Consider the following 14,500-nt stretch of genomic DNA (forward strand, 5'->3'; position numbering starts at 1 on the left):
AGTCAGTGAAGCAGCGTTGTGAAGGAGCGCGCGCGGAACTCGGGGACCTGCGCTGACAACCGCCCAACGACTGTCACGCGGTCGTCGGCGGGCAGGTCTCGGAGCGTGATCGCCACCTCGCCGCAGTACCTCCCCGCCGCCGGCAACTGAACGGTGACCGAGCCCGCCGGCCTCGGCTGCCCGCCGCCCTCAGGCAGCGGTAGCCCAGCGAACCGCTCCCGCGAGTGCTCCAGCCGTATCATCGCTTCGGCAGCGTCGGGCCAGTTCCGATCAGAGATCGCCAGCGTCTCGACCACCGCCGGGTGCACGCCCGGCGCCGCAACGCCGTCGAGCACGACGACGTCATCCCTGACGAACGAACCCAGCCGCGCCCACGAGCGATCGGTCAGCGCCGGATCCCCGACGTACACGTCGTCCACACCGGCGTCGACGAGCGCCAGCACCTGGAACAACGGCGGAATCGTCCGATGGTCCTCGACGGTCGGCAGCCCCTCGCCGAGCGGCCCCCGTCGGACAGAGTCGCCCGCAATGAACGCCCCGACCCGCCACCCGAACGAACGTGCCACCGCGACGGACGAGGCGACAGACGCCAGCGCTAGCCCGGTCCACTCCCGCGGGTAGAAGTTGTGGATCAGCTCGACGTCGAGGTCCGCGAACGGCGCGAGATCGACGGCGCGCAGCGTGCTCGCATTGAGAGCGATCGGCAGGACGGCAGCGATCGATCGGATCTCAGCGACCGAGAATCCGAAGTCGATCCGTACCCGGGCCACCCCGATCGACTGCAGGAACTCCCACGGTGAATCTCCGAGCAACCGAGCGGTGTTGGGGGAGACATCGGCGACGACCGAGAGCCCGGAGTCCGTGGCCGCCGACACGATCGCGGTCGCCGCCGCTCGGGCGCCCGCGGCCGAGTCCTTGGGGATGTGCAATGAGGTGAACGCGAGCGTCGCACCTGCCTCCGCCGCGGCCGAGAACGTCGGACCCGTCAGCGGAGCGTCCGCTAGGTACGCGCTCGCGCCCAACCGCATCAGCGCGCAGCCCCGACGGAGTCAACAGCGGACGCAGCAGCGGGACTTGTCGCGATCGGTGCTTCCGGAGCGACCGGATCCCCGGCCGGAGCAGCCGACTGCGACTCGAGGTCGGCCTTGACTGACGCGGACACCCCGAACAAGAGCGTCGCCACGAACCCGACCACGTACGCCGCGACGAGACCCGAACCGTACCCGAGCAGTGCCCAGCCGTAGCCGGACGAGCCGTTCAACAGCGGGATGAGCGAGAGGTCTGAGGCGCCGATGGCGATCGCCCCGACGGAGTGCCCGAGCTGGTCGAACAGCCCGACGACCCCGCCACCGAACGCCCCACCGATGCACGCGGTGATGAACGGCCGCCCGAGGGGGAGCGTCACACCGTAGATCAGCGGCTCGCCGACCCCGAGGAACCCTGCCGGCAGCGCCCCGCGGATGGTCCGCACGAGTGAGGCGTTCGACCGGAACCGCACCCACAGCGCGATGCATGCACCGATCTGCCCGGCACCACCCATCGCCAGCACGGGCAGCAGCACGGTCCACCCGGTCTGCTCGATCAGCGTGGCGTGGATCGGGATCAGCCCTTGGTGCATCCCGGTCATCACGAGCGGCAGGAAGAACCCACCGAGGATGAACCCGGCGAACGCCCCGCCGTTCGCGAGGAGCCAGGTAGCGGCGGTGCCGATCGCGACCGAGACGACTCCCGCGACGGACATCAGGATGCCGAGCGTCACGGAGCCGGCGACGAGGACGGTCACGGTCGGCACGACGATGAGCGCGATGACGTCCGGCGTGACCCGCCGCATGAAGCGCTCGACGTAGGCCGCGAGGATGCCGCCCGCCAGCGCTCCGAGCACACCGCCCTGCCCGGGCGCGAGGGTCTCACCGAACACGGTCACGTTCGCGACACCGGCCGCGACGATGATCCCACCGACCGCGCCCCCGAGGATGGGCGTCCCGCCGAACTCCTTTGCCGCGTTCATCCCGACGAACACCGCGAGCAGCGACAGGAAGCCACTGGACAGGACAGCGAGGAACGGCGTCACCCCCGGCAACCAGCCGAGGTTCGTCAGGATGCCGTTGATCCCGGCAATGAGCCCGCAGGCGATCAGCGCGGGGATGAGCGGGATGAAGATCGCCGAGATGCGACGGATGGCGCGCATGGTCCGGCCGTCGGAGCGGGAACGGGCGGACGCCTTGATCGCGGTGCCGCGAGCGGCGAGCTCATCAGGTGACACAGACGCACCAGCGGGCCCGGCCCGCAGCCCCTCCAACGAGTCAGCCACCCGGTCCACCAACCCCGGCCCGAGCACGATCTGCAGGTTGGACCCGGCGGCGATCGCGGCCATGACGCCCTCGGTGGCCTGGAGAGCGGGCAGATCAACAGAGGAAGGAGACGCCACCTCGACCCGCAACCGGGTCATGCAGTTCTCGACGTCGGCGATGTTCGAGGACCCACCGACGGTGTCGAGGATCTGTTGTGCGAGTTGCTGTGCATCGGTCATTGATGGTGCTCCTCGGAGGAAAGGGAGGACGAACGGAAGAGATCAGGAAAGGACGGCGCGCAAGGAACCGTCAGCAGCAGTGAGTCGTGAACGGACGACGGACGCCGACGCCCCGGTCAGGATCACCGCGATGGCCGTCTTCACCTCGCCGTCGGCGTCGTCCAACGCTGACGAGACGACCGCGTCCGAGGCCCCGGTCACGTCCTGCACGAGGGTGAACGCCCGGGCGACGAGCTTCGCGTTCGTCGCCCGCACGTCGACCATCCGGTTGCCGTACGTCTTGTTGCTGCGCACCATCGCCAGCGTGGTGAGCATGTTGAGCACGAGCTTCTGCGCGGTCCCCGCCTTCAGGCGGGTGGACCCGGCGATGAACTCGGGACCGACGACGACGTCGATGGCGATGTCCGCCTCCCGCCCCGCGGCAGAGTCGGCGTTGCACGCGACGGAGACCGACAGGGCGGACCTGCGCCGCGCCTCCAGGATGGCTGCGATCACGTAGGGCGTCCTCCCGGACGCGCTGATCCCGACGACCACGTCGTCGGCCGTCAGGCCGAGCGCGTCGAGGTCGCGAACGGCGGCCTCTTCGTCGTCCTCGGCGCCCTCGACCGCGGTGGTGAGCGCGACCTTGCCGCCGGCGATCAGGCCGACCACCTGCGAGGGGTCGGTGCCGAAGGTGGGCGGGCACTCGCTGGCGTCGAGGACGCCGAGCCGGCCCGGCGTGCCGGCGCCGACGTAGACGAGGCGGCCGCCTCGACTGAACGCTGCGGCGATCGAGTCTGCCGCCAGGGCGATGGCCGGGAGGCACGGCTCCAGTGCCGCAGGCACGCTGCGGTCGAGCGCGTTCATGCGCTGGGCAGCCTCGAGGGTGGGCACGAGGTCGATGTCGTCGAGGGTGGAGTCGGTGGCCTCGGTGGCGAGGTGCCGGAGTTCGGCGCGCAGGTCGTCGTGGTGGGGCATGGTGCTCGATTCAGGAACGGTGGTGCGTGCGGACCGCGTGGCGGCTGCGTGCGAGGAGCGGGCGGGAGCGTTCGTCGGTGCGCTGGGCGACGACGATGAAGAGGGCGTCGACGATGGCGAGCTGGCTCATCCGGCTGCCCATCGCGGCGGGGCGGAGGTCGCTCTCGGCGCCGGCGACACCGAGCAGGACGTGGTCGGTGTGGTCGATGAGTGGCGAGGCGGCGTGGCCGGTGATTGCGACGACGGTGGCGCTGTTCTCGTGGGCGAGCGCTGCGACCTCGAGGGCCTCGGTCGTCGTGCCGGAGTGGCTCGTGATGACGAGGACGTCCTCGGGGCCGAGGACGCTCGCGAGGGTCAGGGCGTTGTGCGGGTCGTCGGCGATCGAGCTCGCGATGCCGATGCGCTCGAGCTTGAGGTGCAGGTCCCGCGCGACGATGCCGCTCGCGCCGACGCCGTAGAGGACGACCCGACGGGCTTCGCTGATGCGGATGGCTGCGGCCTCGAGGGCGTGCGGGTCGAGGGTCGCACGGGTGTCGCTCATCACGGCCCGGACGTCCTCTGTGACCTTCGCGATCACGGTGGCCACGTCGTCGTCGACGCTGACGCCGGCGTGGATCTCGGTGTCCGCTCGCTCGTGGATGCCCCGCTCGACGGCCCGGGTCATGCTCCGCTGGAGTGCGGCGAAGTTCGCGAACCCGAGGTGCTGGGCGAAGCGGGAAACGGTGGCGGGCGAGACCCCGGCGCGTCCGGCGAGCTCGGCGGCACTGGTCGTCGCAGCCGTGGCGGGCGCGTCGAGGACGGCGTCGGCGATGGCGCGCATGCTCGTCGGCATCGTGCGGGACTGGGTCCGGACGAGGGCGAACGCGTCGGCGCGGTCGGCGCGATCGGTGATCGTCATGCGCTCCATGAAAGCGCATTGCAAACGTGGGCGCTAGGCGTGAAAGTAAATTGCGTGTTACGTCGGTTGGGCGGCGGCGCTCGTGCGTTCAGTGAGCAGAAAACGTCGAGTCGCCGCGCTGGACTCGACGTTTTCTGCTCACTCGATGCGCGGCGGCGGCGCTGTCGTCGTCGCCCCGGTGTGGCACCCTGGACCTGACGACAGGGGAGGGCTCGTGGGGGACGACGATTCGTCGAGGCCAGAGGGGATCGGCCGAGGACTGCTGGTCGTGCTCGCCGTGGTGGCCCCGATCGCGACGGTGTTCGCACTCGGCCTCCAGGTCATCACGCTGATCTCGGTCAGTTGGCGCACGTTCAACCACGGCAGCGGCGACTACCTGGGCTCGCAGATCGCGGCGCTGGTGATCGGCCTCGGCGTCCCGCTCGTCCTCCTCGCCATCGGGATCGTCGCGGTGCGTCGCCGCCGGGACGGTCGACCGGCAGTCGTCCTGACGGTCGTCGCCGCCCTGTGCGTCGGTGTCGCCGGGGTGTGCGTCGTCCTGCCTGCCGTCGGTGTCATCCGGCAGGCACCCGCCGACGATCGGGCCTACCGCGCGACGCTCGCACAGGACGAGCTCGACGAACTGGACCCCGCGGACCCGGCCGACGCGCACCAGGCCGCGGACCGCATGGACCCCGAGATCACCGAGGCGCTCGGTGTGCTGCACCTCCGTCGTGACGCCGTGGACGTCCGACGTGACTTCACCGCGGGGAAGACCGAGGGGGGCAACGCCTGCACGACCTACACGGCGACGATCGCGCTGCCCGACTCCCTCGACCGCGACGCGACGACCGAGGCGCTGTCGGACCACTTCGACGATCGGGACGAGGCGAGCCGCGGCGCCGACCACGCCTACACCCACCAGGGGGACGGGGATCCGTCGCTCCGGCCGGCCGACACGCTCTCCGAGATCGAGTACCGGGCGAAGTCGAACGAACTGCTCGTGGAGAGCGACTGCATCATCCCGCGAGCAGCGGGGAACTGATCAGCGCCGCCGGTACCGCGTCGCCGGCTTCCCGGGCCCCTCGGCCCGCTTCGCCTCGGTCGCCGTCAGCATCGGCAGCATCGCCCGCCGGAACGAGTCCGGCAGCAGCGCCTCGCCTCGAACGGCCTCGTGCACCCGCCGCAGCTCCGTCATCGTGAACGGCTCAGCCAGCAGTCGGTGCGGATCCGGCGCACCCGCGTACGCGGCACGGAGCCGATCGACCGCGAATGCGACGATGTCGTCGTGCCCGTGCACCATGCCCGTGACGTCGGCGACCGGCACGATCCGAGCACGCGACGCGTCCAGGGTCGCAGACAGCGACGAAGCAGGTACCACGTCAACGTGCGCCACCGACAGCACCCACCCCCGGTCGTCCCGCGAGGGATCGTCGAACACGTGTAACTGCTCCGGCGCGAGCCCTGTCACGCCGGCCTTCGTCGAGAGGGACCGCAGGACGGCCGAAGCCAGCCGCTCGCCTTCGTGCACGAACGTCCCGGGCAGCCGCCAGTCTCCGTCGACCGCGTCGAGGACCTGCACCACGGACAACGGTCCACTCGCGGGAACGGTGAGGACCGCGGTGTCCACGGCCACCGACGGGCGCGGGTAGTCCGTCAGGCGCTTGCCGTCGGCGTCGCGGTACTCGTTCGTCATGAGCACGAGTTTACGCACACTTGCGCAAACCGACAGGAGCGTGCAGACTCGGTTTTACGCAATTCCGCGTAAACCTGCATCGGAGGCCCACATGACCACGCAGACCACCGTCCGGGTCGACCGGGCCGTCGGTGCCGTCCTCGGCTCCGCCGCCGGCGACGCCCTCGGTGCCGGCTACGAGTTCCGCCCCGCCGTCCCCGCGCCCACCCCGATCCGGATGGCCGGCGGCGGCTCGTTCGGCTGGGCACCGGGAGAGTGGACGGACGACACGAGCATGGCCGTCCCGATCCTCCGCACGGTCGCGCGCGGCGGCGACCCCGCCTCCGAGGAGGCGCTCGACGGCCTCGTGGCCGCCTGGGCAGCGTGGTCGGTCAACGCGCCCGACGTCGGCATCCAGACACGCAACGTCCTCACCGGCCTGGAGGCACGAACCGCCTCCCACGCACGCGCTGCGGCCCGGCAGGAACACGACTTTAAGGGCCGCTCCGCCGGCAACGGGTCGCTCATGCGGACCGCCCCGCTGGTCCTCGCGTACCTGCGCGGGGACCTCGCAGAAGAGGAGCGGCTCGCCTCAGCGGCGCGGGCGATCAGTGACCTGACGCATTTCGAGACGGACGCAGGGGACGCGTGCGTGCTCTGGTGCGTGGCGATCCGGCACGCAGTGCTGACCGGGGAGCTCGACGTCCTCCGCGGCCTCGACCTGCTCGACCTCGACCGGCGCCGGCTGTGGGTTGACCGGCTCGTCACGGCGGAGCACTCCGAGCCGGTGGACTTCACGGACTCGAACGGGTGGGTCGTCTCCGCGATGCAGGCCGCCTACGCCGCGGTCAAGCACAGCACCTCGCTCGAGGACGCCCTCGTCCGAGCCGTCCGCACGGGCAACGACACCGACACGGTCGCGGCGATCGCCGGAGGCCTGGCCGGAGCGCTCTACGGGGCCTCGGCGCTGCCGGTGGACTGGCGCGAGCTGCTGCACGGCTGGCCGAACCTCCGCGCGGACGACCTCGTCACGCTGAGCGAGCAGGCGCTGACCGCGTGACCCGACGCCGGCGTCGGAGGCTGCCATGGGGGGAGTCTCCGCCGTCGGCGACGTGAGCGGCGGGGCGGAGGGGAGCCGCCTCTAGGCCCGCTACGACGCGTCCCGCTCTCCCTCCTGCTCGAAGGCCGAGGCGACCGAGTCGACGACGTCCTGCGAGCGCGCGACGACCACGATCGCGCGGTGCACCGGTGGATCGAGGTGTGCCCGGGGCACGGCGCGGGCGACCGCGGACTCCGGTACCACGGCGGTACCGAGCCCAGCGGACGCGAGGGCTGCGGCGGCCGCGGGTGAGTCGACCGTCGCGACGACCTCGGGAGTGAGACCTGCCCGGGCGAAGCGTTCGGCGAGCCACTGTCCGTACCCGCGGTCGACCGGGAGGCCGATCACGGGCCGGTCGGCAACGGCCTCGAGCGTGATGGCCGTTCCGGGGAAGCCGACCACGACGACCTCCTCGTGTCCGACGGTTCGGAGGAGCAGGTCCGGCGCCTCCACCGGCCCCGGAACGACCGCGACGTCCTGCTCGCCAGAGCGGACCGCCTCGACCATCGTGCGGGCACTCGAGCCCTCGGACAGCGTGGGGAGTGGAACGCCGCGGTCGACGAGGTCGCGGAGCGCCGGAACGACGAACGGCACCGTGAAGCTCTGCGCGACGACGAGCCGGAGCGCGACGGGGCCCCGGGCTGCGGCGTCGGCGCGGACGGCGGCATCGACCGCTGCCCGGGCTGCGGGAGCGAAGGCCCGCCCGGCGGCGGTCAGGGTCGCGCCGTGCCGCCCGCGATCGAGGACGGCAACGCCGAGGTCACGTTCGAGGCTCCCGATCTGGTGCGACACGGCGGGCTGCGTGAGGTGCAGGGTCCGGGCAGCACGGGAGATCGAGCCGGCGTCGACGACCGCGAGGAAGACCTCGAACGCTCTGAGATTGGCCATCAAAGCAGTTTATGGAATCCCCAGAAAACATCGAAGGCGTTTCGGGACGCGCGCTGGACTCGCCGAGGTTCCCATCGGAGCACGGTGACCGCCGTGCTCGGAACGACGAGAGGACCACACCATGACGAACGACGACAACAAGCGCATCCTGCTCATCGGCGGCGGATCCGGGATCGGGCGCGCCATCGCCGCAGCACTGCTCGATCGCGGGGACGAACCCGTCATCGGTGCTCGCCACCCCGAACGGACCGCGGCCGCGATGCCCGAGGCGCTCGAGGGCGTCGAAGTCCTCCGCGCGGATCTCGGCGACGAGGAGTCGATCGCCGCGCTCGCCGCAGCCGGGCCCTTCGACGCGGTCGTCTCCCTCGCGGCCGCCCATGCGAACGGTCGGGTGTCAGCGCTCGACCGTGGCGCCATCAGCGGCGCGTTCGACGCCAAGGTCGTCGGGCCGATCCTGCTCGCGAAGCACCTCGCTCCGGTGATGCGTGCCGGTGGTGCGTTCGTGCTGTTCTCCGGCGTCGCGGCGTGGAAGCCGGCGCCGGGACTCGCCGTGATGGCGACGACGAACGGTGCGGTGTCGTTCCTGGTCGAGGCGCTCGCCGTCGAGCTCGCGCCGCTGCGTGCCGTGGCGGTCTCGCCGGGCATCGTCGACTCCGGCGCGTGGGACGGCATGGGCGATAACGCCAAACGGGGGATGTTCGCCGAGACCGCGGCGTCGAACCCGGTCGGCCGCGTCGGCGCGCCGGACGACGTCGTGTCGGCGGTGTTGCTCGCGATAGACAACGGGTTCGTGACCGGCACCACGCTGCACGTCGACGGTGGTGGCCGGCTGGGCTGAGCGCGCGCGGACCGGCCGTCTGCGCGAGGTGCCGGGGTGACGGGGGCGAGCCGTGCCTCCCGGCCCTCGCGTCAGGCCGTGGTGCGCTGCCGGAAGACGCCCGCCCGGACCAGCCACACGTAGAGCAGGCAGCCGATGCAGACATCGAAGACGGCGTTGAGGAAGGCGGCGACCAGCGCGATCGCGGCGCCCACGGGTGCGGCGTACGGGACGCCGACCAGGGCGAGGACGAACGCCAGCGCCGTGATGACCAGGCCGACCTGCTGGGCGAACGTCGGGGGTTCGGGCGCCTCGAGTTCGGCGGGCGGGGCGAGCCGCGGGCGGACGAACCGGCGGAAGAGCGCGCCGTAGGGGTGGCGACGGATGCCGGCTATGCCGCCGATGGCGAAGAGCACCACGATCACGGCGAGCAGGACGATGCCGGCCGCCCAGGTCGCGGGGATCAGGGTGAGGACGATCGTCGCGGCGAGCAGGACGGTCGTGATGGCCGCGCCGAAGCGTGGGGAACGCGGATCAATGCCGTTCGGGGTGGTGGGCGTGGTCATCGGGACTCCTCTGTGCCTGTGGTCAGGACGGTGTCGAGGGCTGCGGAGAGTTCGGTGGGACGGGGTGGCCCTCCGAAGCGGGTGCGGACGGCGCGGTCACCGTCGAGGAGCAGGACCGTGGGGGTCTGCATGACGTCGAAGCGACGGGCGAGCTCGGGGCGTTCGGCGAGGTCGATCTCGATGCGCGTGACACCGGGGGTGGTGTCGGCGACGGCGTCGAGTTGACGGCGGGTGGCCGGGCAGCGGGCGCACGTCGGCGTGGAGAACTGCACGAGGGTGGCGGCGGTGCCGAAGGCGTCGGCAGGAGCGAGGTCCGCGGTGGGGTGTGTCTGCGCGGTGCCCGCGCGTCCGGTGCGTCCGCCCGTCGGGCGTGCGCGTCCCGTTCTCGTGCGGAGGACCACGCCGAGGATCGTGGCGAGTGCGAGGACACCCACGAGGGCGGCGGCGGCCGCGATGACGGTCATGCCGTGACGGTACGTCCTCTCGGCGCCCGGGTCACCGACATGACCGACTGTGACGGGTCAGCGGCGGCGTCGGACGACCGCGGCGATCGGGGTCTGCAGCAGCAGGAGCAGCACCCAGAACAGCCCGATCGACGGGAAGATCATCGCGAGCACCAGGGCCAGGGCGAGCAGACCGGCAGCGGTCGGGCCCTTCCAGCTGTCACCGAGCGGGGACGACAGGAGTTCCGGGGAGCGTCGGAGTTCCCACTCGATGACGGTGAGCGTCAGGCTCGTGACGACCATGCTTCCGAGGTACAGCCCGTGCGACACCCGGTCGTCGCTCTCGCCGGTGTTGAGCAGGTTGGCGGCGAACGGCAGGAACACGATGCTGAGCAGCCAGAGAAAGTTCAGCCGCACGATCCGCAGGTTGTAGGAGCGCACGTGCTCGAACACCTGGTGGTGCAGCGTCCGGAACGCGAGATCACCCAGAACGTGATGCCGAACTCCAGGACTGCCGGCCAGCGCTCGCTGAGCAGGTGGCCCGCGCTCTCCCCGTGCGTGAGCTCCCCGGCGATGTCGACCAGCGGGAGGATGAGGAGCGTGATCGCGATCGCCACGGTCGCGTCGGAGAAGTTCACGAGGCGGTCGAGGCCACGTTCGGTCCGTGCCTGCTCGGTCTGCTCGCTCATGGTGCCGAGCGTACCGAGCACCTGAGGAGCGGCCCTAGCATCGGGGGATGAGCGACGACGTGACGCCCGGCCAGTACCGCCACTTCAAGGGGAACGACTACGAGGTGCTCCTCGTCGCGCGGGACGTCGAGACCGAGGAGCCGGTCGTCGTGTACCAGGCGCTGTACGGCGAACGCGGGCACTGGGTCCGGACGCTCGCCGACTTCACGGCGCACGTCTCCCGCGACGGTTACGACGGGCCGCGCTTCGTGGCTGTCGGCGGTGTCGGCGGCCGCCCCTAGGCTCGCAGGGCACCGGACGAGACGGGGGAGTGCATGCAGATCGGCACCGACGGGCACGTCCTGCTCAGCCCGAGCGACCTGTCCACGTGGGCCTCGTGCGAGTGGGCGTTCCTGCGGCGGATGGACGCCAAGCTCGGCCGCGGCGAAGCCCTGCCCGAGACGCACGACGACATGCTCGAGCGCACCGCCCGGCTGGGGGACCAGCACGAGCTCGACTACCTCGCGATCCTCAAGGAGACGCGGGACGTCGTGGAGTTCGAGCGCCCGGCCCCGCCCGAGTACCCCGCGGCGGCAGCGGCGGCCCTAGCAGCCATGCGCAACGGCGCCGACGTCCTGTACCAGCCGACCTTCCACGCACCTCCGACCGCGGACGACGCGGGCTTCATCGGCTTCGCGGACTTCATCATCCGCAACGACCGCGGCGAGTACGAGGTCTACGACACCAAGCTCGCCCGGCACGCCAAGATCAGCGCCCTCCTGCAGCTCGCCGCCTACGCCGAGCGGATGCAGGCACACGGCATCCCCACCGGCGAGCAGGTCCACCTGGTGCTCGGCGACCGGACCACCACCACGCACGACCTCGCCGACATCGCCCCGGTGTACCGGACGCAGCGCGCAGAGCTCAAGCGTGTGATCGCCGAGCGGCTCGAGGCGGACGAACCACTGCAGTGGGGCGACCCGCGGTACTCGTCGTGCGGCCGGTGCGACGTGTGCAGCACGCAGGTCGAACAGCACCGCGACCTGGTCCTCGTCGCGGGCATGCGCCTCGACCAGCGGACGAAGCTGATCCGGCAGGGGGTGCGGACGATCGACGACCTCGCGGACCGGGCCACGGCCGTGCCAGGTATGGCGAACTCGACGCGAGAGCGGCTGGTGCGTCAGGCGCGCCTCCAGGTCGACGGCCAGGACACCGGCGGACGCAAGCCGCTGTTCGAGGTCCTGGACGCCCGGGCCCTCGACGCGATCCCTGCACCGGACCCGGGCGACGTGTTCTTCGACTTCGAGGGCGACCCGCTGTACACCGAGGACGGCGTGCACTGGGGCATCGACTACCTGTTCGGGCTGGTGGACGACCAAGCCGGGTTCACGGCGTTCTGGGCGCACACGCTGCGCGAGGAGCGGCAGGCACTCGTCGATTTCCTCGCCTGGGTGCAGCGGCGGCGCGAGCAGTACCCGGGCATGCACATCTACCACTACGCGGCGTACGAGCGGACGCACCTGCTGTCCCTCGCCGCCCGGCACGGCGTCGGCGAAGAGGCGGTCGACGACCTCCTGCGCGCGGGCGTGCTCGTCGACCTGTACCCGGTGGTGCGGAAGGCCCTCGTGGTCGGCAGCCGCAGCTACTCGATCAAGAAGCTCGAGCCGCTGTACATGGGCGAGGACCTCCGGCTGAGCGATGTCACGAACGCCGCAGACAGCATCACCGCCTACGTCGACGCGATCACCGAGATCCGCACGGGCGACGCGACCCGCGGGCAGCACATGCTCGACGAGGTCGCCGACTACAACGCCTACGACTGCCGCTCGACGCTCCGGCTGCGAGACTGGCTCCTGTCGCTGCGCGCCGATTCGCCGGCCGACCCACGGGAGGAAGACGAACTCCTCCCGCCGATCCCGGTCGACCGCGAGCCGAACCCGGTGTACCTCGCGCTCGCCGCCGAACTCGAGGACGTCGACGCCCTCGACCGCACCCCCGACCAGACCGCCCTGGCGCTCGCCGCGGCCGCGATCGACTACCACCGTCGCGAGGCGAAGACGTTCTGGCAGGACCACTTCGACCGCCTCCGCAACCCCGTGGACGAGTGGGCGGACACCCGCGACGTCCTCGTCGTCGAGCGCGCGTCCGTCGAGCGCGACTGGGACACGCTGCCGCGTGCCCGGTCGCAGTCGCGTGAGATCCGGTTGTCGGGGACGCTCGCGCCCGGTTCGCGGCTCCGGCCTGGAGGCACGCCCCACCTCGTCTACGACGACCCGCTCCCGCCATCGGTCGTCTCTCCGGGCCCTGGTTCGAAGGGCGCGTCGTCCCGCGCGGTCATCGTGGACGTCAGCGACGACGGCGATGCCGTCGAGGTCCTCGTGAAGGAGGGCTTGCCGGTCGGCGGATCGCCGCACGGAGACCTCCCGGTCGCCCTCGCACCGGCAGCGCCGCCCCGCGCGAAGCCCCAGCCTGAAGCGATCGCCGAGTGGGGGCAGGCGGTGCTCGACGCGCTGCCGTCGATGCTGCCCGACCCGGCCTTCGACCTGCTCCGCCGCGTTCCGCCGCGCGGGCCGATCGTTCCCGTGCAGGGCGACGACACCGTGTCCGCCGTGGTCGCGACGCTGCTCGGCCTCGACCGGTCGTACCTGGCGATCCAGGGCCCTCCCGGCACCGGGAAGACCTACGTGGGGTCGAACGTCGTCGCGCGGCTGGTCCGCGAGTACGGCTGGCGCGTCGGTGTCGTCGGGCAGTCCCACGCGACCTCGGAGAACTTCCTCGCCTCGGTGGTGCGAGCGGGCGTGCCGGAGGATCGGGTCGTGAAGGTGCCGCGCGCCGGTGCCGACCCGGAGGACGTCGAGGCCGCGGCGTGGACGCCCGTGAAGAACGGCGCCGCGATCGCCGCGTTCCTGTCGTCGTGCGAGGCCTCGGGCACCGGCGGCGTCGTGGGCGGCACCGCGTGGACCTTCGCGAACGAGGCCACGATCGCCCGCGGCTCCCTCGACCTGCTCGTCGTCGACGAGGCCGGCCAGTTCTCGCTCGCGCCTACGATCGCCTCCTCGGTCGCCGCGACCCGCCTGCTCCTGCTCGGTGATCCGCAGCAGCTGCCCCAGGTGTCGCAGGGGTCGCACCCCGAACCCGTCGACCAGTCGGCGCTCGGGTGGCTCACCGACGGGACACACGTGCTGCCGTCCGAGTTCGGCTACTTCCTCGCCCGCACCCGGCGCATGGAACCCGCTCTGACGGCCTCGGTCTCTGCTCTGTCCTACGACGGGCAGCTCGCCTCGATGGTGTCCGGTCGGCACCTCGACGACGTCGACGCGGGCGTGCACCCGGTACCCGTCGTGCACGCCGGCAACACGACGTCCTCGGTGGAGGAAGCCGCGCGCGTCGTGGAAATCGCACAGGACGTGGTCGGACGGCGATGGGTGGACGGCGACGAAATCCGGACCCTGACCGACGAGGACGTCATCGTCGTCGCGCCGTACAACGCCCAGGGCGCCGTGATCCGCGACGCCTTGGACCGTGCCGGACTCCGGGGGACCCAGGTCGGCACCGTCGACATGTTCCAGGGGCGCGAAGCCGTGATGTCGATCGTGTCGTTGGCGGCGTCGAGCGCTGCCGACATCCCGCGCGGACTCGACTTCCTGCTCATGCCGAACCGCCTGAACGTGGCGCTGTCCCGGGCGAAGTGGGCGGCGTACCTCGTGTACTCGCCCGCGCTCACCACGGGCCTGCCGCCGTCGATCGCCGGGCTGTCCCTGCTGTCCCGGTTCATCGAGCTCGTCGAACCCCGCTCCTGAGCCGATCGTCGCCGGGGCGAGCCCGTTCTCGTTCCGGCGATTGACCGTTCCGGTTCACGAACCCCGGCGATCGCGAACCAGAACGGTCGAACCCGGAACGGAACTGCCCCGTCCGCCGCGCTGCGCCGAACCGTGACGCCTGAACGAGGGCTCGTCCGACACCTGTCGCCGTGGGACGGT

Annotated in this window: 15 protein-coding genes; 5 read left to right on the plus strand and 10 right to left on the minus strand. The window is 71.4% G+C overall.

Translation table 11 applies throughout. The features are described from left to right. Nucleotides 1–2: 2 nt before the first annotated feature. Genes ABIC61_RS07505 through ABIC61_RS07520 form a run of 4 tightly spaced genes read right to left on the minus strand, consistent with a single transcriptional unit; the run spans nucleotide 3 to nucleotide 4,385 of the window. Complete coding sequence (locus ABIC61_RS07505; RefSeq protein WP_354029401.1) at nucleotides 3–1,028, minus strand: MupG family TIM beta-alpha barrel fold protein; 1,026 nt, start codon at nucleotides 1,026–1,028, stop codon at nucleotides 3–5. Next, nucleotides 1,028–2,530 (minus strand): PTS transporter subunit EIIC, encoded by a 1,503-nt coding sequence (locus ABIC61_RS07510; protein ID WP_354029402.1) that lies wholly within the window; start codon nucleotides 2,528–2,530, stop codon nucleotides 1,028–1,030. Before ABIC61_RS07510 ends, ABIC61_RS07505 begins: the two co-directional genes overlap by 1 nt. A gap of 42 nt (nucleotides 2,531–2,572) precedes the next feature. Continuing rightward, entirely contained in the window at nucleotides 2,573–3,487 is a 915-nt protein-coding gene (gene murQ, locus ABIC61_RS07515) for an N-acetylmuramic acid 6-phosphate etherase (protein ID WP_354029403.1), read from the minus strand. A gap of 10 nt (nucleotides 3,488–3,497) precedes the next feature. Further along, nucleotides 3,498–4,385: a MurR/RpiR family transcriptional regulator gene (locus ABIC61_RS07520; protein WP_354029404.1), complete on the minus strand. Its 888-nt coding sequence runs from the start codon at nucleotides 4,383–4,385 to the stop codon at nucleotides 3,498–3,500. Nucleotides 4,386–4,599: 214 nt separating this feature from the next. Here ABIC61_RS07520 and ABIC61_RS07525 point away from each other — a divergent pair, with 214 nt between their 5' ends. After that, nucleotides 4,600–5,409, plus strand: coding sequence for a hypothetical protein (locus ABIC61_RS07525; RefSeq protein WP_354029405.1), 810 nt, complete (start codon nucleotides 4,600–4,602; stop codon nucleotides 5,407–5,409). Here ABIC61_RS07525 and ABIC61_RS07530 read toward each other — a convergent pair whose 3' ends face one another. Next, complete coding sequence (locus tag ABIC61_RS07530; protein ID WP_354029406.1) at nucleotides 5,410–6,060, minus strand: NUDIX hydrolase; 651 nt, start codon at nucleotides 6,058–6,060, stop codon at nucleotides 5,410–5,412. 91 nt (nucleotides 6,061–6,151) lie between these two features. Here ABIC61_RS07530 and ABIC61_RS07535 point away from each other — a divergent pair, with 91 nt between their 5' ends. Next, nucleotides 6,152–7,099 (plus strand): ADP-ribosylglycohydrolase family protein, encoded by a 948-nt coding sequence (locus ABIC61_RS07535; protein WP_354029407.1) that lies wholly within the window; start codon nucleotides 6,152–6,154, stop codon nucleotides 7,097–7,099. A 90-nt stretch (nucleotides 7,100–7,189) separates the two neighbouring features. On the opposite strand, the gene ABIC61_RS07540 is transcribed toward ABIC61_RS07535, so the two are convergent. After that, nucleotides 7,190–8,026, minus strand: coding sequence for a LysR family transcriptional regulator (locus ABIC61_RS07540; RefSeq protein ID WP_354029408.1), 837 nt, complete (start codon nucleotides 8,024–8,026; stop codon nucleotides 7,190–7,192). A gap of 121 nt (nucleotides 8,027–8,147) precedes the next feature. On the opposite strand from ABIC61_RS07540, the gene ABIC61_RS07545 reads away from it, so the two are divergent. After that, nucleotides 8,148–8,864, plus strand: a complete 717-nt coding sequence (locus tag ABIC61_RS07545) for an SDR family oxidoreductase (protein ID WP_354029409.1) — start codon at nucleotides 8,148–8,150, stop codon at nucleotides 8,862–8,864. A gap of 71 nt (nucleotides 8,865–8,935) precedes the next feature. On the opposite strand, the gene ABIC61_RS07550 is transcribed toward ABIC61_RS07545, so the two are convergent. From ABIC61_RS07550 to ABIC61_RS07565, 4 genes are read right to left on the minus strand one after another with little or no spacing between them, the layout of a single operon-like run. Continuing rightward, on the minus strand, nucleotides 8,936–9,409 hold the full coding sequence (locus ABIC61_RS07550) for a DUF4395 domain-containing protein (protein WP_354029410.1): 474 nt from the start codon (nucleotides 9,407–9,409) through the stop codon (nucleotides 8,936–8,938). Further along, nucleotides 9,406–9,873, minus strand: coding sequence for a TlpA family protein disulfide reductase (locus ABIC61_RS07555; protein ID WP_354029411.1), 468 nt, complete (start codon nucleotides 9,871–9,873; stop codon nucleotides 9,406–9,408). The genes ABIC61_RS07550 and ABIC61_RS07555 overlap by 4 nt, the downstream gene beginning before the upstream one ends. 57 nt (nucleotides 9,874–9,930) lie before the next feature. Beyond that, a complete protein-coding gene (locus tag ABIC61_RS07560) occupies nucleotides 9,931–10,305 on the minus strand; it encodes a TMEM175 family protein (RefSeq protein ID WP_354029412.1) in 375 nt (124 codons plus the stop codon). Beyond that, a complete protein-coding gene (locus ABIC61_RS07565; RefSeq protein ID WP_354029413.1) occupies nucleotides 10,260–10,541 on the minus strand; it encodes a TMEM175 family protein in 282 nt (93 codons plus the stop codon). The genes ABIC61_RS07560 and ABIC61_RS07565 overlap by 46 nt, the downstream gene beginning before the upstream one ends. A 47-nt stretch (nucleotides 10,542–10,588) precedes the next feature. Here ABIC61_RS07565 and ABIC61_RS07570 point away from each other — a divergent pair, with 47 nt between their 5' ends. Further along, nucleotides 10,589–10,822, plus strand: coding sequence for a DUF1653 domain-containing protein (locus ABIC61_RS07570; protein WP_354029414.1), 234 nt, complete (start codon nucleotides 10,589–10,591; stop codon nucleotides 10,820–10,822). A 33-nt stretch (nucleotides 10,823–10,855) separates the two neighbouring features. Continuing rightward, the gene (locus tag ABIC61_RS07575; protein WP_354029415.1) at nucleotides 10,856–14,320 is read left to right on the plus strand and encodes a TM0106 family RecB-like putative nuclease; all 3,465 of its coding nucleotides are present in this window, start codon (nucleotides 10,856–10,858) and stop codon (nucleotides 14,318–14,320) included. Nucleotides 14,321–14,500: the final 180 nt, after the last annotated feature.

Origin of the sequence: Curtobacterium sp. 1544 (genome assembly GCF_040544915.1) — a bacterium.
Lineage (GTDB): Bacteria > Actinomycetota > Actinomycetes > Actinomycetales > Microbacteriaceae > Curtobacterium > Curtobacterium pusillum_C.

Coding starts and splice junctions, on each gene's coding strand:
- ABIC61_RS07505 (WP_354029401.1), bottom strand. CDS start 1,028: ATGCGGTTGGGCGCGAGCGCGTACCTAGCGGACGCTCCGCTGACGGGT.
- ABIC61_RS07510 (WP_354029402.1), bottom strand. CDS start 2,530: ATGACCGATGCACAGCAACTCGCACAACAGATCCTCGACACCGTCGGT.
- murQ (WP_354029403.1), bottom strand. CDS start 3,487: ATGCCCCACCACGACGACCTGCGCGCCGAACTCCGGCACCTCGCCACC.
- ABIC61_RS07520 (WP_354029404.1), bottom strand. CDS start 4,385: ATGACGATCACCGATCGCGCCGACCGCGCCGACGCGTTCGCCCTCGTC.
- ABIC61_RS07530 (WP_354029406.1), bottom strand. CDS start 6,060: ATGACGAACGAGTACCGCGACGCCGACGGCAAGCGCCTGACGGACTAC.
- ABIC61_RS07535 (WP_354029407.1), top strand. CDS start 6,152: ATGACCACGCAGACCACCGTCCGGGTCGACCGGGCCGTCGGTGCCGTC.
- ABIC61_RS07540 (WP_354029408.1), bottom strand. CDS start 8,026: ATGGCCAATCTCAGAGCGTTCGAGGTCTTCCTCGCGGTCGTCGACGCC.
- ABIC61_RS07545 (WP_354029409.1), top strand. CDS start 8,148: ATGACGAACGACGACAACAAGCGCATCCTGCTCATCGGCGGCGGATCC.
- ABIC61_RS07550 (WP_354029410.1), bottom strand. CDS start 9,409: ATGACCACGCCCACCACCCCGAACGGCATTGATCCGCGTTCCCCACGC.
- ABIC61_RS07555 (WP_354029411.1), bottom strand. CDS start 9,873: ATGACCGTCATCGCGGCCGCCGCCGCCCTCGTGGGTGTCCTCGCACTC.
- ABIC61_RS07565 (WP_354029413.1), bottom strand. CDS start 10,541: ATGAGCGAGCAGACCGAGCAGGCACGGACCGAACGTGGCCTCGACCGC.
- ABIC61_RS07570 (WP_354029414.1), top strand. CDS start 10,589: ATGAGCGACGACGTGACGCCCGGCCAGTACCGCCACTTCAAGGGGAAC.
- ABIC61_RS07575 (WP_354029415.1), top strand. CDS start 10,856: ATGCAGATCGGCACCGACGGGCACGTCCTGCTCAGCCCGAGCGACCTG.